The sequence below is a fragment of the Marinobacter sp. genome (genome assembly GCF_014859525.1).
Classification (GTDB): domain Bacteria; phylum Pseudomonadota; class Gammaproteobacteria; order Pseudomonadales; family Oleiphilaceae; genus Marinobacter.
Genome location: NZ_JACUUB010000043.1, coordinates 1 through 23,353, shown reverse-complemented (window position 1 = coordinate 23,353; position 23,353 = coordinate 1). Strand labels below are relative to the sequence as shown.

Here is a 23,353-nt window from a genome sequence, read left to right as displayed (position 1 = left end):
TCGGACGAACACGGGTCTTCATGTCCGTAGGATCAACCGGCATGTGCTCTTCTTTAATGTCGATCGGCTCATACTGGTTGGCGCCAGCCGGGCTCTTGGTGAGCTTCCACTCGTAGCCAAACAGCAGGTCAAAGTAACCCATGTCGAACTTGGTCGGGTTGGTGGTCCAGGCACCTTCGATACCGGAGGTCACGGCATTGGTAGCCTTGCCGTCCATGTTCGGGTTCATCCAGCCGAAGCCCTGGGTTTCGATATCCGCACCTTCCGGCTCCGGCCCAAGCGCATCCGCGTTGCCGTTGCCGTGTGCTTTACCCACGGTGTGACCGCCAGCGGTCAGCGCCGCCGTTTCTTCATCGTTCATTGCCATACGGGCAAACGTGGTACGAACCTGCTCGGCGGTTGCCTGCGGGTCAGGGTTACCGTTAACACCCTCCGGGTTCACGTAGATCAGACCCATCTGAACGGCGGCCAGCGGGTTTTCCATGGTGTCCGGCTTGGTTACGTCTTCATAACGGCTGTCTGACGGTGCCAGCCACTCTTTCTCAGCACCCCAGTAAATGTCTTCTTCCGGGTGCCAGATGTCCGCACGGCCATAAGAGAAGCCGAAGGTTTTAAAGCCCATGGACTCATAGGCAACGTTACCGGCCAGAATGAACAGGTCAGCCCAGCTGATCTTGTTACCATACTTCTTCTTGATCGGCCACAGCAGACGACGGGCCTTGTCCAGGTTGCCGTTGTCGGGCCAGGAGTTAAGAGGAGCAAAACGCTGGTTACCGGTACCGGCACCGCCACGGCCGTCGGCCAGACGGTAAGTACCTGCAGCGTGCCACGCCAGACGGATCATCAGGCCACCGTAATGACCCCAGTCAGCAGGCCACCAGTCCTGGCTGTCGGTCATCAGCGCGTGCATGTCTTTTTCCAGGGCTTTGTAATCGAGCTTTTTGACTTCTTCGCGGTAGTCAAAATCTTCGCCCATCGGGTTGGATTTGGTGTCGTGCTGATGAAGGATCTCGAGATTCAGATTCTCTGGCCACCAGGCCTTAACATCACCCTGCTCTTGGGTGTTGGAGCCATGCATTACCGGGCATTTACCGCCAGTATTGTTATCAGACATCTTCTTCTCCTGTTTCTGCGTCATTGGCAAAAAATGAGTTCGTCGTGGGCATACACTAAGGATAGATCATTCAAAATTACCTGCTTGAATGTTTCCTACCGCCTGAATAGTGAATGCCTATGGTCTTCCCGTTTGACTTGTCTGCGTTGGAATCCCCCTCAACGGGAGACTGCATAGTTCTGATAGTAATCCGCCAGAATACCGAGAGAATCACTCAAGGGTACTGAGACAAATGTGGTTAACGCTGACATAGGGCAACTCCTTTGTAACGAGAACACACCAACCTTAGCGCGCGACCACAGGAAAGAAACAATTAATTAAAGATAAGATTTTGAGAGTTTTTAACAATTACTAGAGGCGTTCGATAGAGACAAACTTGCCACTGTCATCAAACAGGATGCGGAAGCTACCCTGAATGCCATCTCTCAGGTAAAAGCGGGAAAGAATGCGGCCCGGGAAGCGGACTGAGCGACCGTCCCGGGACGTGGTGCGAACATCGGTGGCCACGCCCTGATAGAGCTTGATCCACTCGTCAGGGCTGATGCTGATGTCCACAATAATCTGCTGCATCTGGGCAGCCGGCCTAGTTAGCCAGCTCCAGCAGCAGACGGTTCAAGCGGCTGACGTAAGCGCCCGGATCTTTCAGTTGTTCGCCGCTGGCCAGGGTGGCCTGGTCGAACAGCACCGCCGACAGCTCGCTGAAGCGCTCGTCTTTGGCTTCCTGCTCCAGGCGCTGCACCAGCGGGTGATCCACGTTGATTTCAAAAATCGGCTTGCTGTCTGGCACTTTCTGGCCGGCGGCCTCCATGATCTTCTTCATCTGGGCGCCCATGTCGAACTGTCCAGTGACCAGGCAGGCCGGTGAGTCGGTCAAACGATTGGTCACCCGCACTTCCTGAACACGGTCTTCCAGCGCCTTCTGGATGCGCTCGGTCAGACCTTTGTGTTCTTTGGCGGCCTCTTCCTGATGCTTTTTATCTTCCTCGGTTTCCACTTCGCCGAGGTCGAGGTCGCCACGCGCAACATCCTGGAACTGCTTGCTGTCGTATTCGCTAAGGTAGCCCATCATCCACTCGTCAATGCGATCAGACAGGATCAGTACCTCAATACCCTTCTTGCGGAACACTTCCAGATGCGGGCTGCTCTTGGCGGCCATAAAGTTATCGGCCGTCACATAGTAGATCTTACTCTGGCCTTCCTTCATCCGGGCGATGTAGTCGTCCAGAGACACATTTTGCGTAGACTCGCCGGTATGAGTCGAGGCAAAGCGCAACAAACCGGCGATCTTTTCACGGTTGCTGAAATCTTCAGCCGGACCTTCTTTAAGCACCGTGCCAAATTCGTCCCAGAAGCTCTGGTATTCATCCGCACTCTTCTTGGCCAGCTTCGACAGCATGTCGAGCACACGTTTGGTGACCGCCGTACGAATGCTTTCCACGGTGCTGTCGTTCTGCAGAATTTCCCGGGAGACGTTCAGTGACAGGTCGTTGGAGTCGATCACACCCTTGGTGAAGCGCAGGTACAAGGGCAGGAATTGCTCGGCGTCGTCCATGATGAACACACGCTGAACGTAGAGCTTCAGACCGCGCGGGGCTTCCCGGTTGTACATATCAAACGGCGCACGCTTGGGCAGATACAACAGGCTGGTGTAATCCAGCTTGCCTTCAACTTTGTTGTGGGACCAGGTCAGCGGGTCTTCAAAGTCGTGGGCGATGTGCTTGTAGAACTCTTTGTACTCTTCGTCTTTGATCTCGGTACGCGGCAGCGTCCACAGGGCGGTGGCATCGTTGACGGTTTCGTATTCGCCCTGCTTGTCTTCTTCCTCTGACTCGGCCTTCATAACCACCGGGAAAGAAATATGGTCAGAGTATTTCTTGACCAGGCTGCGCAGTTTCCAGCCGTCGGCGAATTCTTTGGCGTCTGACTTCAGATGAATCACAATTTCGGTGCCGCGCTTTTCACGGTTAACCGGCTCGATGGTGAACTCGCCATCGCCTTTGGATTCCCAGTGCACGCCCTCTTCGGCCGCGGTGCCGGCGCGGCGGGTAAAGACGTCCACTTTGTCGGCTACGATGAAGGCAGAGTAAAAGCCGACACCAAACTGGCCGATCAGCTTGCTGTCTTTCTTTTCATCACCGGACAATTGCTTGAGGAATTCGGCGGTGCCAGAGCGGGCGATGGTGCCCAGGTTGGCGATGACGTCGTCGCGGGTCATGCCGATGCCGTTGTCACTCAGGGTGATGGTGCCGGCGTCTTTGTCGTAATCCAGGCGGATTTTAAGTTCGGAGTCACCTTCAAACAGGGCATCGTCTTTCAGAGCTGCGAAGCGCAGTTTATCTTCGGCGTCTGAGGCGTTGGAAATCAGCTCACGAAGGAAGATTTCCTTGTTGGAGTAAAGAGAGTGAATCATCAGGTGAAGCAGCTGCTTCACTTCCGTTTGGAATCCCAGGGTCTCTTTGTTGGTTTCTACCGTCATGGCTTTGCTTTCTCCTACTCGGTCTAACTTGGGTGGAGCGGCGTGATCGGGGCATGCTTTCCAAAACACGCTGTGAATACTTCCCTGTACGCTCTGCTCCGCCATCCATGGCTCCGCAAGGTTTTGGAAAGCATGCCCCGATCACACCACCCGACATTTCCGTTTTGTCGAAATTTGCACGGCGCCTGGGCAAGCAGGTGGGGATAGGTTTCCGAAACCGTGCGGAGCCATGGATGGCGGAGCCCGAGCCGCACATGGACGTCTCGAGGCGTGTTTCGGAAACCTATCCCCACCTGCTTGCTTGCACCATCACAAACGGGCTGAGCGTAGAAATGGGGGTCGGCCAAGGTATTTCAACCCCAGTCAAAACCAATTCAGTCTTCGAGGAGGAAGTGCGCGCGGGCCGTGGCAATGGGCTGGGAGCGGGATTTTTGCCAGGCGGCAATCATCACGTTGGCAACGCGATTGCCCTGACGGGTCAGGTGGCATTCGGCGTAGGTTTCGCGATTAAGGCCGGCGCGCAGGTAGTCGAGGGAGAAGTCGACGATTCTGGGCATGCGCAGGGTATCCTGAGACATGATCAGATAGATCGCAGCAGACATTTCCATGAAGCCACCGATCACGCCACCATGAATCGCAGGCAGTATCGGGTTGCCCAGATTCTCATCCTTCTTTGGCAAACGAAAGATCAGGTCATCGCCGAAGCGGTCACACTGCAGGCCAATCCAGGTAGCGTAGGGAATGCTCTCCAGCATGCGAGAGAAATCGCCGGTTTGCTGGGTGTATTTCAGGATTTCCGGATCGGTCATGCCTCACCTCCGGTAATCAGATCCCGATAGGATTTTGGTGTAGCTTCTTTACCAATCCTCATGAAGGTTCCCACGCAATTAGCGATGGTCTCGCCGCCTTCCTGATAGGCTTCACATCGGGTAAAAATAATATTCTTGGTGATTTTGTAAGTTTCTGCCCTGGCAAACACCGGTTTGTGAGGCTCAGCCGGGCGCATGTAGTCCACGCGCAGGTCCAGGGTCGGGCAAAGTTCAAATTCTTCCAGAGCGCAGATCATGACCGAGCCGGAGGCAGTGTCCATCAGTGTGGTAATGGCACCACCGTGTATTACTCCGGTATCAGGATTGCCGATAATTTTATCGCTGTAGGGTAGCTCCATGATCAGGTAGCCTTCGCCCGCTTCCCTTACTGCCAGGCTGAGCTCACGGGCCTGGTTAAGCGTTTTCACAAACCGGGTCACCCGGTTGATTCGGGTTTCATCATTCATTCAGGGGGGTCCTGCAATTCAGTTTTTGGTCGACACTTCGGCGTCATGCTTACCGGGAACCGGTTCTTCAAACACCTTACCGGCTCGTAGTCCAGCCAAGGCATCAGAGCGGAACTCTCGTCGATAGAGCACAACAACCGTCAGGGTAGACGCAGCGATGAAGACCAGTGGATGGATAAACCAGGCCACCACGGCCAGCGCATAATAATAGGAGCGCAAGCCCAGGTTAAAGGCATCGCCGGCCAGGTTACAGATGTTGCCAGCGCTCCGGGCAAAGGCTTCTCTCGCCGCAGGGCTAGTTTTGGTGTCATCTGGCAACGGTGCACTGCCGATCATCACGGCCACAAAATTGTACATGCGCATAGACCAGGTAAACTTGAAGAAGGCGTAAACGAACACCACCAGCAAAACCACCAGTCGCAATTCCCAGATTTCCCGGCTGGGTACGGCACTGAACGGCATGGTCGCGAACACTTCCATGGCCTCTCGGGTGTAACCCAGCGCGGTAACGATACCCGCCAGAATCAGCAGGCAGCTGGACGCAAAGAAAGCGCCATTGCGCTCGAGGTTGCCGACAACAGAAGCATCCGAAATTCGGTTTTCGCGTTTCAACATCACCCGCATCCAGTCTTCACGGTACATGTCCAGAGTATTGGACAAGCAAGCCCTAGAATTGGCTCGGTTGCGGGAATACCAGGTGTAACCCACCCAGCACATGAGAAACCAGAACAGTGCAATAAGTTCCAGGTAATAACCCATAACGTGGTTGTTGGCCTGTTGGTGTAATAGAAAAAGTGCGAAATTAGAATGTTAATATGATACGCGAAGACGTCGAACCGGGCCATCACTGCCCTGATCCGACAGCAAAACTCTCAGCGTAGTGTGCTATATAGTGAATACCCCTAACCTGCATTGACGCTTCAATGGGTCCGAACGCTTAAAAGGAGTCAGCTGTGAACCCCGCACACCCTGTCAGACTGCTTGCACTATTGGTGATGGTTTTGACCATGGCCGGTTGTGCCGTAAACCCCGTTACCGGAAAAAAACAACTGTCGCTGATCCCGGAAAGTCAGGAGTTGGCACTCGGGGCGGAACAGTACACGCCAACCCAGCAAACCCAGGGCGGCCGGTTCTACCTCGATCCAGAGCTGACAGTTTACGTGCGTGAGGTGGGAATGAAGTTGGCCCGAGTAAGCGACCGCCCTGACCTGCCCTATGAGTTTGTTGTGCTTAACAGCAGTGTACCCAACGCCTGGGCGTTGCCTGGCGGCAAGATCGCCATTAATCGTGGCCTGTTGGTTAAATTCGAAGACGAAGCCCAGCTAGCCTCTGTACTCGGTCACGAAATTGTTCATGCTGCCGCCCGGCACAGTGTTCAGCGTATGCAGCAAGGCATGCTCATCAGTGCGGGCGTTGCTGGCCTTGGGTTTGCGTTATCTGACAACGAATGGGCTGCACTGATCATGGGGGGAGCAGCAGTGGGTGCCCAACTCGCGCTGGCTCAATACAGCCAGAGCGACGAACTCGAATCAGATCATTACGGCATTCGCTACATGAAAGCCGCAGGCTACGACCCCCAGGCCGGGGTAGAGCTACAGGAGTTGTTTCTCAAACTGTCGCAGGGCCGCGACAGCAGCTGGCTGAACAATATGTTTGCGACTCACCCACCATCCGCCCGACGGGTTCAGGAAAATCAGGCTTTGGTTCAGCAGCTTGGCGCCGGCGGTTATCGTGGGCGTGATGTCTATCAACGACGTATCGCCAAGCTCAAGGAGCTACAGCCAGCTTACGACGCTTATGATGAAGCCATGAAACTCGCCGCCGAAGGCAAGATGAAGGCGGCTATGGATGCCATCAACAAGGCAATCCGCCAGGAATCGGGAGAGGCCAAATTTTACGCCCTGCGTGGCCGGATCTATGAGAATCAGAAACAACGCGACAAAGCGCAAGCCGATTTTGACAAGGCCGTTGCGCTATACCCGGAAATGTTTGAGTACCAGCTATACAACGGCCTGAACGCCTATGAGCTGAACAATCTGGACAAATCTCGTGACCACCTGGAGCGCGCTAACCAGGTGGTACAAACATCCATCGCCTATCTTCGCCTGGGTGACGTGGCAAAACGACAGCACCGCCGGGATGACGCGATGCGATATTACTCCAGAGCAGCAGAGGCCGGAGGCGATATTGGTGAAGAGGCAAAGCGCAAGCTTGCCGAGATGTCCCAGTAGCAAGCCATAACGCATTGAAAAAAAAGGGAGCTTAGAGCTCCCTTTTTTTTGAATTTTATGAATTTGCCGCGTTGACGCAAAAAGCGTGTCACTGATTGCATTGACTTTTAGAGCAATAACTCTAAAAATCAGTCAACCAAACAACAAACGGATGGCGTTCATGCTCGTAAAGCGACTTCAACCGATGATTTCCCATGCCAGGCGGAATTATGTGGAACTGATGTTCCAGGTAATGGGCCGGGCTTTGCAGGCGATCAGCGAAGTAGATGAAACAACCCGCAAGGAAACCCGCGCTCTGCCCGATGGGTTTTTGTTTGAAATGCAAGTGATGCCCAACGGTCCTAAACTGATCGTGGAACACACCGGTGATGGCCTGTTGCACTATCACAGTAACGGTGCCCCCCGCGCGGTAGACCTCTCGATTCAGTTCAAACACATAACCCATGCCTTCCTGGTGTTGTCCTTTCAGGAGAAAACCTCAGTCGCGTTTGCCAATGACCGGATGCTGGTAGACGGTGATGTCAGTCTCGCGGTCAGAATGACCCGTGTGCTTAACCGCCTGGAGTCTTTCATCCTGCCAAAACTGGTTGCCCAGCGAGCGGTGAAGGAATACCCGGCAGATCTTCATCTGCCTGAAAAGCTGATGAGCGCCGCCCGTATTTACCTGAAAGTTGCCACCCATTTTGTCGAGACAGTGAGAGCATAATGACCAACAAATACTACGAGTTCTTCTGCCCGGTAAAAGTGATTGCCGGTAAAGCCGCACTTGAGCACATCCCTTACGAATTGTCCGGACTGGCCGCCAAACGGCCGATGATTATCACGGATAAAGGCGTGCGAGCTGCCGGCTTGCTGAATCCGGTCATCGCTGCCTGCGAAGAAAGCGGGCTTGAGATTGTCTCGATCTTCGATGACGTGCCACCCGATTCTTCCACCACGGTCGTTCGCGACATTGCCCGGGTTTACCGCAAAGAAAAATGCGACTCCATCATCGCGATCGGCGGCGGTTCGGCCATTGATACCGGCAAAGCCGTCAACATTCTGGTTTCCGAAGGCGGCGACGACATCGCCAAATACAGCGGTGCCGGCGTACTGAAGCACCCTTTGAAGCCATTTTTTGTGGTTCCAACCACCGCTGGCACTGGCTCCGAGGTTACCTCCGTTGCCGTGATCAGCGATGAGAAAAAAGGCGTCAAGCTACCGTTCACCTCATCGTTCCTGCTACCGAATGCTGCCATTATCGATCCACGCATGACGCTGACCTTGCCGCCCCACATTACGGCAGCAACCGCCATGGACGCCATGACCCATGCCGTTGAATCCTTTACCTGCATGGCCAAAAACCCGCTGAGCGATGCTTACGCAACCGCAGCGGTCAAAAAAGTCAGCCGGTCTCTCCTCGGCGTAATGGATAACCCGAAAGACGAAGACGGTCGGCTGGAACTGGCGCAGGCATCCACCATGGCCGGAATTGCCTTTTCTAATTCTATGGTCGGCCTTGTTCATTCCCTGGGTCACGCCACCGGCGCCATCTGCCACCTGCCCCACGGCCTGTGCATGAGCCTTTACCTGCCTTATGTGCTGGAGTTTAATCTGGAAAGCATTCGGGAGCCCTTGGGCGAACTTTTACTGTACCTTGAAGGTCCGGAAGTCTACTCCGCGACGCCTGCAGCCCGCCGAGCCGAGGCCAGCATTTCTGCGATCCGTAAACTCCGCGATGCGCTTTATAAGCGGTGCGAATTACCACGCACCCTGAAAGAGACCGGCAAGGTTCTGGAAAGCCAACTTGAAGCGATTGCAAAGATGGCGTTGGATGATGGCTCCATCATGTTCAACCCGAAGGAAGTCTCTCTGGAAGATGCACTGTCTGTGCTCCGCAGAGCCTGGGCCTGACCACCAGTGGGCGGAGGCTGGCCGACCTTTCAGGTCGGTTAGCCTAAAGTCAGATTCACAATCATTGAATTACCAGAGAAAAACGTTACTATCTAGCAAGGATTTTGGCAGGGAATTGGCCAAGCAGTTTAAATCAGAAAAACAGAGCATACCTGTTCCACTCTGGGCCCCTTGCCATGCAACACCTGCTGTCCCGAACATCGCTGTTGACCAATAAACCCCTGACAACACTGATCGCGGGCGCATTTCTGTCTTTACCGGTGCACAGCGCCGAAGAACAAACAGACACCTTTCGTTTCAATATCTCTCCTAACGGTTATCCACCGTATCTCATTGTCGATGAGCGCGAACCTGCAGGTATCATGTGGGACGTGGTCAAGCTGATCGTTCCTCGCTTAGGCTATGATCTGGAAGTGCAGAAAATACCGAGAAAACGGGTCGACCAACTTCTGGAAGAAGGCTATCTGGACGGCACGCCCCGTGCCATCGAGTGGACCGACGAGCCCGAAAGGTTCGTCTTTACGGACGCAGTCGTTAACGTGGAAGAAGTGTTCTTCTTTGCCAAAGACTCAAACCTTGATTATCACTATCCCAGCGATTTGTTCGGCAAAACCGTGGTTACACACCTGGGCTATCTCTATCCGGTCATGGAACCCTATTTTAATAACAACAAAATCAAACGCTTTGATGTTCCCCGAGACCGGGACATGTTCCGGTTTTTGCTGCACGGCGACCGCTTTGACACCGCCCTGGCCGATCGTCTGGTCGGCCAGTGGATTATCAAAAAAGAAGGCCTGGCAGACCATTTTCGCACCTCTGAAGCAAGTATCAGCGAATACGGCTTTCGAGTGATGTTGCGCCCTGAGTGGTCAGAATTTGCCGACGCCTTTAACGTTGAGCTGAACGCTATTCGCGAAAACGGCGAACTCGACGCCATTCTCGCGAACTACCGCTGACCCGCTATTCCAGTCGCCGCAGCAAGAGCATTGGCGACACATTCAACACCGGGCGTAATTGCCAGCGCCCGAACAGTGCCAGCAGCAGCGCGCTGATAAAGGGAATTGGCAACATAACTTGCCAGTGCCAATTGAAGTTGCCCTCGAACATTCTCGCCTGCAGTGCGTAAACTGCCGCCTCTGCGGCAATAATACCCAGAATACCCGCGAAAAAGCCCAGAATGGCAAACTCCAGCATGGTGCTGCGGGCAAGCAATGATTGTTGGCCGCCCAGTGTTCTGAGCAACGCGCCTTCCCGCTGGCGATCCTTGAGCGTCGCACTGACCACTGCCGCCATCACCACGAATGCCGCCGCCAGAATCAGAGCCAGAATAGCCTCGATGGCCTGAGTCACCTGCCGGACAATCTGTTGTATCCGCTCGATGATGTGATCGATTTCCAGCACCGAGACCGTAGGGAAACGGCGCGAAAATTCGTTCAGTGCAATTTTATTGCTTTCGTCCAGGTGAAAACTGGTGATCCAGGTGCCCGGCATGTTGGCTAGCCCGCCGCCCGGAGGAAACGCCATATAAAAGTTGGGCTGCATGCTATCCCACTGCACCGTTCGGATACTGGTTATAGGCTCTGTAACGGTCTCTGAGCCGATGGTAAAGGTAAGTCGATCACCCATGACCAACCCCAGTCGTTCCGCCAACTCGGCCTCGACCGATACACCTTCGGTATCACCCTGGGCAAACCAGGCGCCAGCCACAATTTCGTTGTCTGCGGGCAGTTCTGCCATCCAGGTCAGGTTGAGCTCTCTGTTCAAAGCCCCAACCCGCTCATCCTTACTGACCGCTTCCTGCACCGGCTGATCATTAAGCTCGGTCAGGCGTCCCCGCACCATGGGGTACACCGAATCCAGCGGCGCGCCACGATCGCTCCAAAAGGCTTCTACCTCATCCACCGCGTCTGGAGCGATGTTGATCAGAAAGTGATTGGGAGCGTTATCTGGCAACTGAGACTGCCAGTCATCGAGCAAAGACGTGCGGACCAGTATCAGGGTAGCTGCCAGCATCAGCGTCATCGCGAACACGGCCATCTGCGCCATGCTCGCTTGCCGGTGCCGATACAACCCCACAAGCGCCAAACGCCAGGCATTACCGCCACCCCGCACTCGCCGCAGCGCGGCCACCATTAGGCCGCCCAGCAGGGCAAGCACTGCCAACAGCAATACCAGGCCACCCAACAGGGAGACGACCAATGCAATTTCACCGGCATACAGCCAGACCAGAGCAAATACGGCGACAATGGCAATAATGATATCCGGAATGGCTTCCCGGCCGGTTTCTCCAGGTTGAGAGCGCAGCACCCGCATGGCAGCAACGTGCCGAAGCCGCCGAATCGGAGGGTAGGCAAAGGCAAACAGCGAGACCAGTGCCGTCAACAATGCGGGAACCAGCGCTGCAGGGTCCAGGTAGAAGTCCACCGGCTGTTCCAGCACATCACTCAATAGCCGCACCAGAATCCAGAACAGCGGCAAGGCCACCAACAACCCTCCCAACGCCCCGGCGATACCCCACAACGCCAACCGCCGAAGATAAAGACCACCAATGCCTTTACTTGAGAGCCCCAACGTTTTCAGCAGGGCGACGGTGTCTCTTTGCGACAAAGCATATTGCCGACTGGCCACCGCAACCGCGACCGCCGCGAGAAGCACGGCAAGGCTGCCACCCAGCAACAGGAACCGCTCTGCTCGCTCAAGAGAACGCGAGAACGTCTCTCCATCGCGGACGCTTTCCCACTTGTGGCTTGGCTCGAGTTGCGGCTCTAGCCATTGAAAGTAGTCATCCAGAATGTTGTCGGCGCCGGCAAACAGGTACACATATTCCGCTCGGCTACCATCCTGAATCACGCCTGTTTGGGGTACGTCATCCACATGAATCATTACCCGAGGTGCCAGCGACGAAAGCCGGAACCCACCATCGGGTTCACGAAGAAGCAAACTGGTAATGGTCAGCTCAAGGTTTCCTACTTCCAACGTATCGCCAATGTCCAGCTCTAACAAGCGCAGCAGTCTCGGATTCACCCAGAGTTCACCACGGCCTGGACCAGACCCAACCATGTGTCTGGTTGCATCAGCTGTAGGCTGGATCTCAATCTCACCGCGCAGCGGATACTCATCGCTGACCGCCTTGACTGACACCAGCTGGAACTCACTCTCGCCGAGAACCATGGTCGAGAATTCAATCATCTGGCCGGTTTCAAGGCCGCGGTCACGAGCCTCCTCAATCCAGGCTTGTGGCACCGGTCGGCCGTTTTCTGCCTCCAGCTGACGGTCAGCCGCCAAAAATGAGCTTGCCGACGAGACCAGCGTACGCTGAAGCTGATTGGCAAACAGAGCGATGGTGGCCACCGTAGCCACCGCGATAACCAACGCGACAAGGACTACCCGAACATCACGCTCGCGCCAGTCACGGCGCACCGACATGAGTTTCTGTTTGGCTGCCATCAGTTCGCCCGCTCCCGAGCCAATTCCGGCTCTGTCAGGATTCCGGCTTCGATGTGCAATTGTCTGCCACAGCGAGCAGCCAGGTGCTCATCGTGCGTGACCATGACCAGGGTTGTTCCTTGTTCGCGGTTAAGCTCCATCAGCAGATCCGAAACGTCTTGCCCGGTGCGGTTATCAAGGTTACCTGTAGGCTCATCGGCAAACAGTATCACCGGATCAGAGGCAAAGGCGCGGGCGATGGCGACTCGCTGCTGTTCGCCTCCGGATAGCTGGCGCGGGGTGTGATTCAAACGTTCGCCCAGGCCCACTCGCTCCAGCAACTCTTTGGCCCGAACCTCTGGCGCTTCCATGCCCGCGAGCTCCAGCGGCAACATCACGTTTTCGAGGGCGCTGAGCGCCGGCAGTAACTGAAAAGACTGGAACACAAATCCGACCCGACTTGCCCGCAACCTGGCACGTTCGTCTTCACTGAGACTGCTGATTTGTGCACCGTCTAACGACACGGTTCCTTCCGTAGGGGTATCAAGACCCGCCAGCAGGCCAAGTAATGTGGTTTTGCCAGATCCAGAGCGACCGACAATGGCTACGGATTCTCCCCGATTGATTTCCAGACTGACCCCCTGCAAGATCGTCAACGTATCAATTTCCAGGCCCACCCGGTGGGTAAGATTGGTAACGCGTAACATCGGGCTGGTGTCGGTAGTGCTAAGATCCGTCATCTGATTCACGATTGCTCCATTGTCTGGCTCTGTGTTTTATCAACTCTGTAGAGGGTATACGAATTTACTATGCATACGGTATCGGCGTTGGTCAGATCAATTACATTCCTGATAGTTATGTTGTTGTCCTGGCCGGCGTTGGCCAGCCAAAATACGCTGCTGGTGCTCGGAGATAGCTTGAGCGCCGCCTATGGAGTGCCTTCCGAAACCGCTTGGGTGCAGCTTCTCCGCGATCGGCTTGAGGGCCACGGCCTTCAGTGGCAGGTGGTCAACGCCAGTATCAGCGGTGAAACAACGGATGGCGGTTTACGGCGCCTGCCTGCGCTGCTGGAAACGAATCAGCCGGATGTTGTCATCATTGAACTGGGCGGCAACGATGGTCTGCGGGGGTTTCCGCCCGAGGTTATCGAGTCTAATCTGGCCAAGATGATTGAGATGGTTCTGGAAATTGATGCAGTGCCTTTGATTGTGGGCATGCAGATACCGCCGAACTATGGCCAGCGCTACACTCAGATGTTCGCTGATATCTTTCCGAATTTGTCAGACCAGTACGATGCAAGTCTGGTTCCCTTTTTTCTGGAGGGGATATACAACCAGAGCGGGCTGATGCAGGAGGATGGCATTCATCCGACTGAGGAGGCTCAGCCGGTTTTGCTGGATAACCTTTGGGATCAGCTGAAGCCGCTTCTTACGAAGTCCAGTGCCCGTCTTTCTGACCAGTAGTATCCGTCTTTCGCATGCTCGACAAACCCAACGTGCCCTCCCCACTTCGGTACTTCTATCTTCACATGGGCTCCGAGAATCTTTCGGGATTCGGGAAAACATTGTGGCGACAGGAATGGGTCGTCGGCGGCGTTGACCATAAGGGCCGGCACCCGGATGTCTTTTAACCTGAACAGCGCCGAGCAATTGGCCCAGTAGTCGTGGGCGTCTTTGAAGCCATGCAGGGGCGCAGTGTAACGGTCGTCGAATTGATGAAAGTTGCGGATGCTTTCAAACCCACTGATGTCGATCAGGCCCGGAAAGCGTTCGGCTTTTTGTTGCATTTTACCGTGCAGGTCTCTCAAGAATCGCTGCATGTAGATCTTTCGGCTGGGCAGCGCCAGCATATCGGCGCTGCCGGCGAGGTCAGCCGGGACGGAGAAGGCCACGGCACCGCTGATTCGGCTATCGATCCGCTCGCTTTGTTGAGCAAGGTATAGCAGAGTCAGGTTGCCGCCCATGCTGAAACCAGACAGGAATACGTTGTTATAGCTCCCTGCCAGGGCGTGGCTGACGACAGCGTGAAGGTCTTCGGTGGCGCCACTGTGGTAGAACCTGGGCTGGTGATTCATCACCCCACCGCAAGATCGGAAGTTCCAGGCCAACACGTCCCAGCCGTCGGCCATCAATGCCCTGGCCAAACCGAGCACGTAGGGGCGGCGACTGTGACCCTCGAGGCCGTGAGAGATGATGGCCAGGCGATCACTGCCCTGCCGGTACCAATCCAAATGCAGCTCGTCGTCATCGGAGGTGGAGAGCACCGCCGTTTGGGGCGCTGGCATTGGCACTTTCCGGAATAGCGTTTGCCAGACAGACTGAACGTGCCCGTTGCGGAGCCAGACCGGTGGCCGGTAGGCGGAAAGCTTGCCTTTGTGCAAATTTTGACCTTTTATTTCAGGGGGTTGACGAACCAATTCAAAGCACTTAATATGCGCGCCATATTGATGCTGTTCCCCGATAGCTCAGTTGGTAGAGCAACGGACTGTTAATCCGTTTGTCCCTGGTTCGAGCCCAGGTCGGGGAGCCACTTATTCTGAAAAGCCGCTGATTGTTCTCAATCAGCGGCTTTTTGCTTTGTACCTCAGAACACCTCTGTCCGTTGCATAAACTCTTTCAATACCTGGTACAAGGTATAGCCGTCTGCGGTACCTACCAACTCACGGATGGAATGCATGGCAAACTGGGGAACGCCTATGTCCAGCGTGGTTACACCCAGATTACCGGCAGTCAGCGGGCCAATGGTGCTGCCACAGCCCATGTCGCTGCGCACCACAAAGGTTTGGTGTGGCAGGCCCAGTTCGTCACTGATATGGCGATACAAAGCGGCCGAGCGACTATTGGTGGCGTAACGCTGATTGTGATTGACCTTGATCACCGGGCCCTGGTTAAGAATAGGTCCGTGGTTTTCGTCGTGCTTGTCCATGAAATTCGGATGAATGCCGTGGGCGTTGTCCGCCGACACCATCATAGACCGGGCCATCGCCCTGCCCTTGCCCGTGCCGCACCAGCGCTCAAGAACGGTTGCAAGGAAGGGACCTTGAGCACCTTCGGCCGACATGCTGCCCACTTCTTCGTGATCATTGCACACCAGCAAGGCTGCCTCATCACCCGAGGTATTCAAAAGTGACTGCAGGCCAATGTAACAGCTGAGCAGGTTGTCGAGCCGGGCAGACGCCAGGAAGTCTTCACGCAAGCCGACATACGAGGCGCCCTGAGCGTCGTAAAAACTGAGCTCATAGCCAAGCACTTTGCGAACGTTCAGTCCCGACTCACTGGTAATCTGCTCGCGTAACAGATCACTGAAGGCCGTGGTGTCGGTCTCGGGTGCCTGCATGATCACCGGTGGCAGGTCTGTCTGAGCATTGACGGAGCGATTGCTGTTGGCTTCGCGATCCAAATGGATCGCTAAGCTTGGGATAATCGCCACCGGTTTACGGAAGTTTACCAGGGTATCCTGAACCTTACCTCTTTCATCCAATACGGTTACTCGACCGGCCAGAGACAGGTCGCGGTCAAACCAGGGGTTTAAGAGCACGCCACCGTACACTTCAACGCCCAACTGGAAAAACCCCTTGCGGCGAAGCTCCGGATTTGGTTTCACTTTCAGGCAGGGACTATCGGTGTGAGCTCCGACCATGCGAATACCAGAAGTCACCACGTCTTTGGTGCCCGTCCGGAAGGCAACAAGGGATGAGCCATTACGAATCGCGTAATAGCCCTTCCCTTGTTCAAGATTCCACTCTTCCCGTTCGTCCAGCGACTGAAAGCCCGCTGCATCCAGGCGGGATGTCATGGTGTTCACCGCATGCCAGGGCGTGGGCGAGGCATTCAGAAATTGAATCAAGTCATTATTAAATTCAGTGTGTTCCATGATCTTCCTGATTGCTTGATAATGGCAGCTACAGTATGGCATGAAGCCGCAGCCGCTCCTACAGGGCGACGGATTGTCCCTATACCCAACGTGTGATCTCAACCGGAGTCCATTGTGTCGATACCCCGTTTTCTGGACATCGAGTACTGTCAGACTGACGACGCCCTGCTCCCCATTGCCATGGCCTGGTCGCTGGCAGACGGGCAAATGAAAACTGTTGTCATTGCTCCCGAAGACGACTGGCTGCCAGAAGACGGCGATCTTGGCGACATTGATCTTCTGTATCTGGAAGAACAGGGAGTGCCGCTGCTTGAGCTTGTTCAGGAATTGCATCAAGACCTGCCAGACCAGACGGTATACGTGGATGGCATGGACCCGGATGAAATCCTGATCGACCTTATATTCAGTGCCGTGAGCCAGGATGCGCCGTTCGAAATAGCCCCTATTTCTGAACTGATCAACGGCTTGGACAGCGACACCATTGAAGACCGTCGCCGTCAGCTTATGTTTGATGAAGGACTGGAGCCACAGTTGCCGGAGAATGGCGTCTATGCGCTGTTAATGCTGGCGCAGGAGCACGGCTTGCTGACGGATCTCTAACCTGCCGGCCCGAGGCGGGGGAGTGTGACAGACGTCTGCATAACAAAGCGTTACACAAGGCAGAATCTGGCGCCAGCACCGTTACTGACAGGACGCCAGATAATATGGAGCATGTTAAGGGGCCGGTTGGCCTTTAAAAACCTAGCGCTCCAATCTGTGCTGAATATGCCAGCAGCTGTGAATTTTCTGATTCCGCTGGAAATCCTTGTCCAGAGTGCTGGCCGTCACGTCTTTCACTTCAAACTCTTCCGCCAGGTCATCGTCCAGTTTGAATTTGCGGAAGTTGTTGGAGAAGATCAACAGGCCATCGCTGGATAACCGCGCCATACACTGCCGTACCAAAACACCGTGATCCCGCTGAACATCCAGTACACCAGCCATTCGTGCCGAGTTTGAGAAGGTCGGCGGGTCCATGAAGATCAAGTCGAAGGTCTGGTTCGCGGTTCGTCTGTCGGCCAGCCAAGCCAGGCAGTCAGCCTGCTCAACCAGGTGTTTACTCTGGTCGGCACGGTTCAGACGCAGATTGTCGATGGCCCAGTTTACGTAGGTTTTTGACATATCCAGGCTCAAAGAGCGGCTAGCGCCGCCCACGGCCGCGTGTACAGTGGCCGCACCGGTGTAGCAGAACAGGTTAAGGAAACGTTTGCCTTTGGCGTGCTGCTGTATCCAGTGGCGCACCGGGCGGTGGTCCAGGAACAGGCCGGTGTCGAGGTAGTCTTTCAGGTTTACCTTCAGGGTGCAGCCATGCTCTTGCACATTGAGGTATTCACCGGTCGCCGCCTGTTTTTCGTACTGCTTGTTGCCACTCTGGCGCTGGCGCTGTTTGCACACCAAGTCTTGCGGGTCGATTTTCAGAACGTCCGGGATCACCGCAATAGCCTCGGCCAGGCGTTCCCGGGCAGCCTTTTCATCGATTGATTTGGGCGCCAGGTATTCCTGAACGTGCACCCTGCCCTCGTAGATGTCGATCGCCAGGGCGTATTCCGGCATATCGGCGTCATATAGACGGTAGCAGCCGATGTTCTGCTTTCTCGCCCATTGGCCGATGGTCTTCAGGTTCTTTTTCAGACGGTTACGCAGCATGTCTGCGCGCTCCGGATTGGCAATGCGCGGCATGATCTGGCCAGCCGCGGCCGGATCTCTCGGCACCATGGCGTTTTCAGCACGCACTTCAAACAACAACAACTGTGCCGGCAGCTTGCCGTTGAACAGGTTGTACTGCTTGAAACTGCGCAAGCCAACGGACTTGCCGAACTCCGGGGCACCCGTAAACACCGCCAGGCGCCAGCCTGACAACTCACGAATCACTGCTTCACCCAAGCTTTGATAGATGCCAGCCAACTGATTGCGCTCACTCAAACGCTCGCCATAAGGCGGGTTCGTCAAGACCAGCCCCTGCTCAGCCCAGGTCTCCTGACGAGCGAAGTCTGCCAATGAGCGAGTTTCAACGTTCACAATACCTTCTAGCCCTGCCCGTTGAATATTTCTCAAGGCCGTGTCCAACACACGGGCGTCCTGATCAAAACCGGCAAACACGGGGACTCTGCCTTGCTTGCCTTCGTAAGCCCTGCGCTCGGCCTCCTGGCGCACGCCAAGCCAGAGCTCCGGCTGATGCCCCGGCCACTTTTCGAATCCAAACTTATCCTGTTTACGACCCGGCGCAATATCCAGGGCCATCAAAGCAGCTTCTATCAGCAAGGTTCCGGAGCCACACATGGGGTCGACAAAATCACCACCCGCAGCGGCAATTTCAGGCCAGCCGGCGCGCAATAGCAGCGCAGCAGCGAGATTTTCTTTAAGTGGCGCCAGTCCCTGCTCGGTACGATAACCGCGCATGTGCAGGCTGTGGCCGCTGAGATCGAGGCCAACGGCCAACCGGCCACGATTAAGTCTGGCAGATATCGTCACATCCGGATCTTTTTGGGCGACGGCAGGCCTCGCCGCACCGGCTCCGCGGATGCTGTCTACGATTCCGTCTTTGACCTTTTGGGCACCAAACTGGGTGTTACGCAGCTCTTCGTTCTGCCCCAAAAAGTTAACTCGAAAGCTGCCACCCGCCGGGATATGGGCTTGCCAATCCAGTGCGACCACACCTTCATACAGTTCATCAGCGCTGCGGGCATCCACCTCGGCAATGTGCAAGATCACGCGGTTGGCCAACCGAGACCACATGCAGGCGCGATAACCAGCTTCCAGCTCTCCCTCTACCCAGACACCTGCCGGAGCATTTCGCACCTGTGCCAGGCCAAAGCTCTCCAGTTCATCACCAAGGAGATACTCAACGCCCTTCGGGCAGGTTACAAAAAAGACATGCTTTGACAAAATAAACTCCTGGTTTTCTGGATAAAGCCGGTAAGCCGCCGGAATAGCAGCAAAACCCATAGTAGGGCTGTCATCGTTATTTCACAAACCTATAAGAAAAGCGTCACATAGACTAAATAAATAGTGTACATCCGCTCAAGGTTCGTCTTACCTTGTATGTGACGCGTCGTTCCGGAAGCCAAATGAACAGTGCTTCCGTTAACAGGATCCTGACTGCTCTGACCAGAGCTGGCAATAGTGGGTTGTCCCGGATGGGTGCCAATTATCGCTGCGGTCACTGCAGATGTGTACACGATTTTCTGTTAATCCATCAGTGAGGAACGGCATGAAAAGACAGAAGAGAGATATGTACGCTCGTGCATTCAAGCGGGGTTATCTCGCTGGCGTGTCCGGCAAATCCAAAGACAGCTGCCCGATTGATCAACCAGAAGCGCGCCAGGAATGGTTGAGTGGGTGGCGAGAAGGCCGTACGGATAATTGGGAGGGCATGACCGGCGTCTCCGGCATCCACAAAATGGCCAACGTGACCACAACCTGATCGTGGTGTTGGCCCACCCCGTTTAACTTGATCTGTTTTTTTCGCTCATTTACACCACAATTTGACGCAGTATTCTTAGCAACCCAAACGGGGCTTCCCGCCCCGGACCATAAGAAGAAGCGCTACGGGGTTCGTTCCCCGCAAGGGCCCGCTCTGCGGGCCCACCTTCGTTTTACAGTCCCGGTTCTTGCTTCTGTTCCGCTCTGATCGCCTCGACCGCCTCTCGAATCAACCCTGGTCCTTTATAGATAAACCCGGTATAGATCTGAACCAGCTTGGCTCCTGCCCGAATTTTCTCAGCGGCACTTTCGCCATCGGTGATGCCCCCCACACCAATGATCGGGAGTCGCTCACCAAGTTCGGCGTACAAGCCTTTAATGACCTGCAACGATGCATCACGAACAGGTGCACCACTCAGCCCACCCGCTTCATCCTCATGCTGATGGCCTTTTACCGCCTCTCGGCTGATCGTCGTATTGGTCGCAATCACACCGTCCAGCCCAGCCTCAAGCAATGCCCTGGCGACAAAACGGATGCCGTCGCTGTCCATGTCAGGTGCAATCTTGACGGCAATCGGTACGTACCGGCCCTGGGCTTTTTCACAACGTGTTTGCTCATCTTTAATGCCATAAAGCAGGTTCTTGAGGGAATCACCGAATTGCAAATCTCTCAACCCGGGCGTGTTGGGCGAAGACACGTTCACTGTGATGTAATCGGCCAAAGAATAGACTGCAGAGATTCCTTTACGGTAATCCTGTTCTGACTGCTCGTTCGGAGTGTCTTTATTCTTACCCACGTTGATACCCAGCACCCCTTGATAACGCCGGTTTTCAACATTTTTCACCAGGTGTTCAAGACCTTCATTATTGAACCCCATCCGGTTGATAATGGCCTGATGTTCGGCTAAGCGGAACATACGTGGTTTCGGATTGCCAGGCTGGGCCAACGGCGTAACCGTACCCACCTCGATAAATCCGAAGCCGAGCGCGCCCAACGCATCCAGATGATCAGCATTCTTATCGAGCCCCGCAGCAAGCCCAACCGGATTCGGAAACTCCAGGCCCATCACATTGACGGGGCAAGGCTTCGGATACCGTGAAAACGTCGTTAAAACGCCCATTTTGTGAGCCACATCCAGGCAGCCAAGCGCAACATTGTGAGCCTGCTCGGCGGGCAGACAGAACAGCAGATTTCGTAGCGCACCGTACATCGAAAAATTCCTTGGCAAAGGGTGGCGGGAGTATACCGGAAGTTTTCCACACCATCCTCCTGAACAAAAAAATGCACCCTCAACGCCCATGTTCAGACGGCTGGCGGGGCTTTTCCACGGAATCTGTGGATAACCCTGTTGAAAAGGTTGTGGCAACCGTTTCTATCCCTTGATAACTGCGCCAGCCTACAGATTGGTTAATTTTTGACCAGTCTTTTTATCGTTTATTTTCAGTAAGTTATAAAGTTTAAAATAATAATTGACGCCAAATGTAACAAAATGCTAGCCAGTAAACGATTTGTCATCATGTGCATAAACCAACCAGAGATTCTCGATAAATCAACCCCTATTGCATTCTGGTTAGCGCTATACTGCCAACACCGCAATATTCCGGAGCCGAGCACCATGGAACAGTCGTCTGCAAGTTACCACCGTCCCAGCCCGGATCTGGACGAAGAAAAACATGCCGCATCCAAAGTCACGATTATCGGTATGGTTCTGGATGCTGTTCTTGGCATTATCAAAGTCATTGGCGGCATTCTCTTTAATTCCCAGGCGTTGCTGGTTGATGGCATCCACTCCTTCACCGATGTTGTATCAGACTGGGTGGTACTGGCCGTTATGCGGCTATCAAGAAAAGAGCCGGACGCGGACCACCCGTACGGCCACCAACGCATCGAAACCCTCGGCACCCTGCTACTCGGTAGCATACTGATTGCCGTCGGCGCTGCACTGGCCTGGGAGAACATTCTGAGATTGCTGGCGGGCGACGAACTCAAGGTCCCCGGCTGGCCGGTGTTGGTGGCTGCTGCCGTTTCGGTACTTGGCAAGGAATGGATTTACCGGTACACCCGCCGCGTTGGTATTCGAATCCGCTCAGACCTGATCATTGCCAATGCCTGGCACAGCCGCACCGATGCGTTCTCTTCGGTTGTTGTGCTGGTTTCAACTGCCGGAGCCATGATCGGTTTCGTGTGGCTGGATGTGGTTGCTGCTGTGGTAATTGCGCTCATTATTATTCACATAGGCTGGAAGTTCACCTGGGACAGCGTCAAAGAGCTGGTCGATACCGGGCTTTCTGAAGAAGATACAGAAATGCTTAGAACCATTGCCATGGACACCGACGGTGTCCGCAATGTCCACGAACTTCGCAGCAGGCGAATGGGCCACGACATCTTGCTCGACATACACCTGGTGGTTCGCCCTGAAATCAGCGTGTCGGAGGGACACCAGATCGGTATGAAGGTGGTCACCGGCATGCGCCATGCGTTGGGCAACATTCGCGACATCAACTTTCATATCGATGCAGAAAACGATGAACAATCCGCGCACCCCACCGAACCAAACCTGCCGTCCCGCGAGGAAATTCGCGCGTCAATTTCACAGGCGCTGGGCGAACTTCCCCCTCACAGCAAACTGAGGCTGCATTACCTGAAGAATCGTGTGCACCTGGAGATCTTTCTGGATGAGGACCACCCGGCCCCAGGCATCACCACGGAAAAAGTCCGAGAAATTCTGGCAGGCCATGCCTGGTTCGGCAGCGTGCGGGTTTGGCTGGCAGCCAACTAACCTATCAGCGCCGGGTTACCGGCGCCGGTTTTCCTCCATGCGGGAAAGGAACTCCTGCATGACCAGAGTATACAACTCTCCGCCGAGGAATTTATCCTCGACGCCTGAGTCGATACTGGGATTGTCGTTCACCTCAATCACCGCCACCCGGTTTCCGGCCTGCTTAATATCCACTCCGTACAGCCCATTACCTATCAGCCGCGTAGAGTTTAGCGCAGCCTGAATCACGTTCCGGGGCACCTCATAGGTGGGCATGGTTTCAAAGCCACCGCTCTGTACCGACGCACCACCATGCTGATAAATCTGCCAGTGGCCTTTCACCATCAGGTATTTACAGGCGTAGATGGCCCGGCCACCCAAAACGCCTATGCGCCAATCGTAATCGGTATAGAAATACTCCTGAGCCAGCACCAGAGCAGACTGTTTGAACAGCTCTTTCAGGCCGGCCTTGAGTTCCTTTTCATCCTTGGCCTTGGCGACACCCCGCGAAAACGCGCCATCCGGTATTTTGATAACAACCGGGAAGCCGAGCTCATTCGCCACCTGTTCTACGGCGTCTTTCTGATCTTTGGAAAGTATCAGTGTCTTCGGTGTCGGCACTTTGTTGTTCTTCAACAAATCCGCCAGAAACACCTTGTTGGTGCAACGCAAAATAGACACCGGATCATCAATAACCACCATGCCTTCAGCCTCTGCTTTACGGGCAAAGCGGTAGGTGTGATGGTCGATCGCGGTAGTTTCGCGAATAAACAACCCGTCGTATTCCGGCAGGCGCGGCGAATTTAAGATACTGATCGAAGGTCAGAACATCTTCGCTGGGGTAGT

20 protein-coding genes, 1 tRNA gene and 1 pseudogene are annotated in these 23,353 nt (G+C 54.8%); 9 read left to right on the top strand and 13 right to left on the bottom strand.

Translation table 11 applies throughout. The annotated features are described in order from the left end of the window. The 6 genes from IBX51_RS10105 to IBX51_RS10080 all read right to left on the bottom strand — a co-directional run. A partial coding sequence (locus tag IBX51_RS10105) for a peroxidase family protein (RefSeq protein ID WP_367166347.1) occupies positions 1-1,114 on the bottom strand: 1,114 nt, incomplete at its 3' end. Positions 1,115-1,465: 351 nt separating this feature from the next. After that, positions 1,466-1,684 carry a DUF2835 domain-containing protein gene (locus IBX51_RS10100; RefSeq protein ID WP_291831087.1) on the bottom strand — a complete coding sequence of 73 codons (219 nt, stop codon included), beginning with the start codon at positions 1,682-1,684 and terminating at the stop codon, positions 1,466-1,468. A gap of 13 nt (positions 1,685-1,697) precedes the next feature. Continuing rightward, positions 1,698-3,590 (bottom strand): molecular chaperone HtpG, encoded by a 1,893-nt coding sequence (gene htpG / locus IBX51_RS10095; RefSeq protein ID WP_291831086.1) that lies wholly within the window; start codon positions 3,588-3,590, stop codon positions 1,698-1,700. Between the two features lie 374 nt (positions 3,591-3,964). Next, a complete protein-coding gene (locus IBX51_RS10090; protein WP_291831085.1) occupies positions 3,965-4,399 on the bottom strand; it encodes a PaaI family thioesterase in 435 nt (144 codons plus the stop codon). After that, positions 4,396-4,866 carry a PaaI family thioesterase gene (locus IBX51_RS10085; RefSeq protein WP_291831084.1) on the bottom strand — a complete coding sequence of 157 codons (471 nt, stop codon included), beginning with the start codon at positions 4,864-4,866 and terminating at the stop codon, positions 4,396-4,398. The genes IBX51_RS10090 and IBX51_RS10085 overlap by 4 nt, the downstream gene beginning before the upstream one ends. A gap of 18 nt (positions 4,867-4,884) precedes the next feature. Continuing rightward, complete coding sequence (locus tag IBX51_RS10080) at positions 4,885-5,625, bottom strand: DUF599 family protein (protein WP_291831083.1); 741 nt, start codon at positions 5,623-5,625, stop codon at positions 4,885-4,887. 236 nt (positions 5,626-5,861) lie between these two features. Between IBX51_RS10080 and IBX51_RS10075 the strand changes: the two genes are divergently transcribed. The 4 genes from IBX51_RS10075 (at position 5,862) to IBX51_RS10060 (ending at position 9,946) form a co-directional block, all read left to right on the top strand. After that, entirely contained in the window at positions 5,862-7,097 is a 1,236-nt protein-coding gene (locus IBX51_RS10075) for a M48 family metalloprotease (RefSeq protein WP_291831089.1), read from the top strand. A 160-nt stretch (positions 7,098-7,257) separates the two neighbouring features. Further along, positions 7,258-7,803 carry a hypothetical protein gene (locus tag IBX51_RS10070; RefSeq protein ID WP_291831082.1) on the top strand — a complete coding sequence of 182 codons (546 nt, stop codon included), beginning with the start codon at positions 7,258-7,260 and terminating at the stop codon, positions 7,801-7,803. Then, the gene (locus IBX51_RS10065) at positions 7,803-8,990 is read left to right on the top strand and encodes an iron-containing alcohol dehydrogenase (RefSeq protein ID WP_291831081.1); all 1,188 of its coding nucleotides are present in this window, start codon (positions 7,803-7,805) and stop codon (positions 8,988-8,990) included. Before IBX51_RS10070 ends, IBX51_RS10065 begins: the two co-directional genes overlap by 1 nt. A gap of 176 nt (positions 8,991-9,166) precedes the next feature. Beyond that, positions 9,167-9,946, top strand: coding sequence for an ABC transporter substrate-binding protein (locus IBX51_RS10060; protein ID WP_291831080.1), 780 nt, complete (start codon positions 9,167-9,169; stop codon positions 9,944-9,946). 4 nt (positions 9,947-9,950) lie between these two features. Here IBX51_RS10060 and IBX51_RS10055 read toward each other — a convergent pair whose 3' ends face one another. Both IBX51_RS10055 and IBX51_RS10050 read right to left on the bottom strand, forming a co-directional pair. Further along, positions 9,951-12,437, bottom strand: a complete 2,487-nt coding sequence (locus tag IBX51_RS10055) for an FtsX-like permease family protein (protein ID WP_291831079.1) — start codon at positions 12,435-12,437, stop codon at positions 9,951-9,953. Then, positions 12,437-13,156 carry an ABC transporter ATP-binding protein gene (locus IBX51_RS10050; protein ID WP_291831088.1) on the bottom strand — a complete coding sequence of 240 codons (720 nt, stop codon included), beginning with the start codon at positions 13,154-13,156 and terminating at the stop codon, positions 12,437-12,439. The genes IBX51_RS10055 and IBX51_RS10050 overlap by 1 nt, the downstream gene beginning before the upstream one ends. Before the next feature lie 69 nt (positions 13,157-13,225). Here IBX51_RS10050 and IBX51_RS10045 point away from each other — a divergent pair, with 69 nt between their 5' ends. After that, positions 13,226-13,879, top strand: a complete 654-nt coding sequence (locus IBX51_RS10045) for an arylesterase (protein ID WP_291831078.1) — start codon at positions 13,226-13,228, stop codon at positions 13,877-13,879. Here the strand turns inward: IBX51_RS10045 and IBX51_RS10040 are convergent. Then, entirely contained in the window at positions 13,828-14,700 is an 873-nt protein-coding gene (locus IBX51_RS10040; protein WP_291831077.1) for an alpha/beta fold hydrolase, read from the bottom strand. The two genes, IBX51_RS10045 and IBX51_RS10040, sit on opposite strands and share 52 nt — an antisense overlap. 169 nt (positions 14,701-14,869) lie before the next feature. On the opposite strand from IBX51_RS10040, the gene IBX51_RS10035 reads away from it, so the two are divergent. Beyond that, a tRNA-Asn gene (locus IBX51_RS10035) sits at positions 14,870-14,945 on the top strand. Between the two features lie 54 nt (positions 14,946-14,999). Here IBX51_RS10035 and IBX51_RS10030 read toward each other — a convergent pair. After that, entirely contained in the window at positions 15,000-16,289 is a 1,290-nt protein-coding gene (locus IBX51_RS10030; RefSeq protein WP_291831076.1) for a M18 family aminopeptidase, read from the bottom strand. Positions 16,290-16,403: 114 nt separating this feature from the next. Between IBX51_RS10030 and IBX51_RS10025 the strand changes: the two genes are divergently transcribed. Next, the gene (locus tag IBX51_RS10025) at positions 16,404-16,889 is read left to right on the top strand and encodes a hypothetical protein (RefSeq protein ID WP_291831075.1); all 486 of its coding nucleotides are present in this window, start codon (positions 16,404-16,406) and stop codon (positions 16,887-16,889) included. Positions 16,890-17,030: 141 nt separating this feature from the next. Here IBX51_RS10025 and rlmKL read toward each other — a convergent pair whose 3' ends face one another. Then, positions 17,031-19,211, bottom strand: a complete 2,181-nt coding sequence (rlmKL, locus tag IBX51_RS10020) for a bifunctional 23S rRNA (guanine(2069)-N(7))-methyltransferase RlmK/23S rRNA (guanine(2445)-N(2))-methyltransferase RlmL (protein ID WP_291831074.1) — start codon at positions 19,209-19,211, stop codon at positions 17,031-17,033. A gap of 325 nt (positions 19,212-19,536) precedes the next feature. Here rlmKL and rmf point away from each other — a divergent pair, with 325 nt between their 5' ends. Next, complete coding sequence (gene rmf / locus IBX51_RS10015; RefSeq protein ID WP_291831073.1) at positions 19,537-19,749, top strand: ribosome modulation factor; 213 nt, start codon at positions 19,537-19,539, stop codon at positions 19,747-19,749. A gap of 172 nt (positions 19,750-19,921) precedes the next feature. Here the strand turns inward: rmf and IBX51_RS10010 are convergent, their stop codons facing one another. Continuing rightward, positions 19,922-20,959: a quinone-dependent dihydroorotate dehydrogenase gene (locus IBX51_RS10010; protein WP_291831072.1), complete on the bottom strand. Its 1,038-nt coding sequence runs from the start codon at positions 20,957-20,959 to the stop codon at positions 19,922-19,924. 405 nt (positions 20,960-21,364) lie between these two features. Between IBX51_RS10010 and IBX51_RS10005 the strand changes: the two genes are divergently transcribed. Next, positions 21,365-22,528, top strand: coding sequence for a cation diffusion facilitator family transporter (locus IBX51_RS10005; protein WP_291831071.1), 1,164 nt, complete (start codon positions 21,365-21,367; stop codon positions 22,526-22,528). 15 nt (positions 22,529-22,543) lie between these two features. On the opposite strand, the pseudogene IBX51_RS10000 reads toward IBX51_RS10005, so the two are convergent. Further along, a pseudogene (locus tag IBX51_RS10000) lies at positions 22,544-23,302 on the bottom strand (RimK family alpha-L-glutamate ligase); the annotation flags it as partial. Positions 23,303-23,353: the final 51 nt, after the last annotated feature.

What these genes read in the sequence shown, in the direction of transcription:
- rmf (WP_291831073.1), top strand. Translation starts at nt 19,537, where the DNA reads ATGAAAAGACAGAAGAGAGATATGTACGCTCGTGCATTCAAGCGGGGT.
- IBX51_RS10090 (WP_291831085.1), bottom strand. Translation starts at nt 4,399, where the DNA reads ATGACCGATCCGGAAATCCTGAAATACACCCAGCAAACCGGCGATTTC.
- IBX51_RS10005 (WP_291831071.1), top strand. Translation starts at nt 21,365, where the DNA reads ATGGAACAGTCGTCTGCAAGTTACCACCGTCCCAGCCCGGATCTGGAC.
- IBX51_RS10040 (WP_291831077.1), bottom strand. Translation starts at nt 14,700, where the DNA reads ATGCCAGCGCCCCAAACGGCGGTGCTCTCCACCTCCGATGACGACGAG.
- IBX51_RS10010 (WP_291831072.1), bottom strand. Translation starts at nt 20,959, where the DNA reads ATGTACGGTGCGCTACGAAATCTGCTGTTCTGTCTGCCCGCCGAGCAG.
- IBX51_RS10055 (WP_291831079.1), bottom strand. Translation starts at nt 12,437, where the DNA reads ATGGCAGCCAAACAGAAACTCATGTCGGTGCGCCGTGACTGGCGCGAG.
- IBX51_RS10065 (WP_291831081.1), top strand. Translation starts at nt 7,803, where the DNA reads ATGACCAACAAATACTACGAGTTCTTCTGCCCGGTAAAAGTGATTGCC.
- IBX51_RS10050 (WP_291831088.1), bottom strand. Translation starts at nt 13,156, where the DNA reads ATGACGGATCTTAGCACTACCGACACCAGCCCGATGTTACGCGTTACC.
- IBX51_RS10085 (WP_291831084.1), bottom strand. Translation starts at nt 4,866, where the DNA reads ATGAATGATGAAACCCGAATCAACCGGGTGACCCGGTTTGTGAAAACG.
- IBX51_RS10070 (WP_291831082.1), top strand. Translation starts at nt 7,258, where the DNA reads ATGCTCGTAAAGCGACTTCAACCGATGATTTCCCATGCCAGGCGGAAT.
- IBX51_RS10030 (WP_291831076.1), bottom strand. Translation starts at nt 16,289, where the DNA reads ATGGAACACACTGAATTTAATAATGACTTGATTCAATTTCTGAATGCC.
- IBX51_RS10075 (WP_291831089.1), top strand. Translation starts at nt 5,862, where the DNA reads ATGGTTTTGACCATGGCCGGTTGTGCCGTAAACCCCGTTACCGGAAAA.
- IBX51_RS10080 (WP_291831083.1), bottom strand. Translation starts at nt 5,625, where the DNA reads ATGGGTTATTACCTGGAACTTATTGCACTGTTCTGGTTTCTCATGTGC.
- IBX51_RS10060 (WP_291831080.1), top strand. Translation starts at nt 9,167, where the DNA reads ATGCAACACCTGCTGTCCCGAACATCGCTGTTGACCAATAAACCCCTG.
- IBX51_RS10100 (WP_291831087.1), bottom strand. Translation starts at nt 1,684, where the DNA reads ATGCAGCAGATTATTGTGGACATCAGCATCAGCCCTGACGAGTGGATC.
- htpG (WP_291831086.1), bottom strand. Translation starts at nt 3,590, where the DNA reads ATGACGGTAGAAACCAACAAAGAGACCCTGGGATTCCAAACGGAAGTG.
- IBX51_RS10045 (WP_291831078.1), top strand. Translation starts at nt 13,226, where the DNA reads ATGCATACGGTATCGGCGTTGGTCAGATCAATTACATTCCTGATAGTT.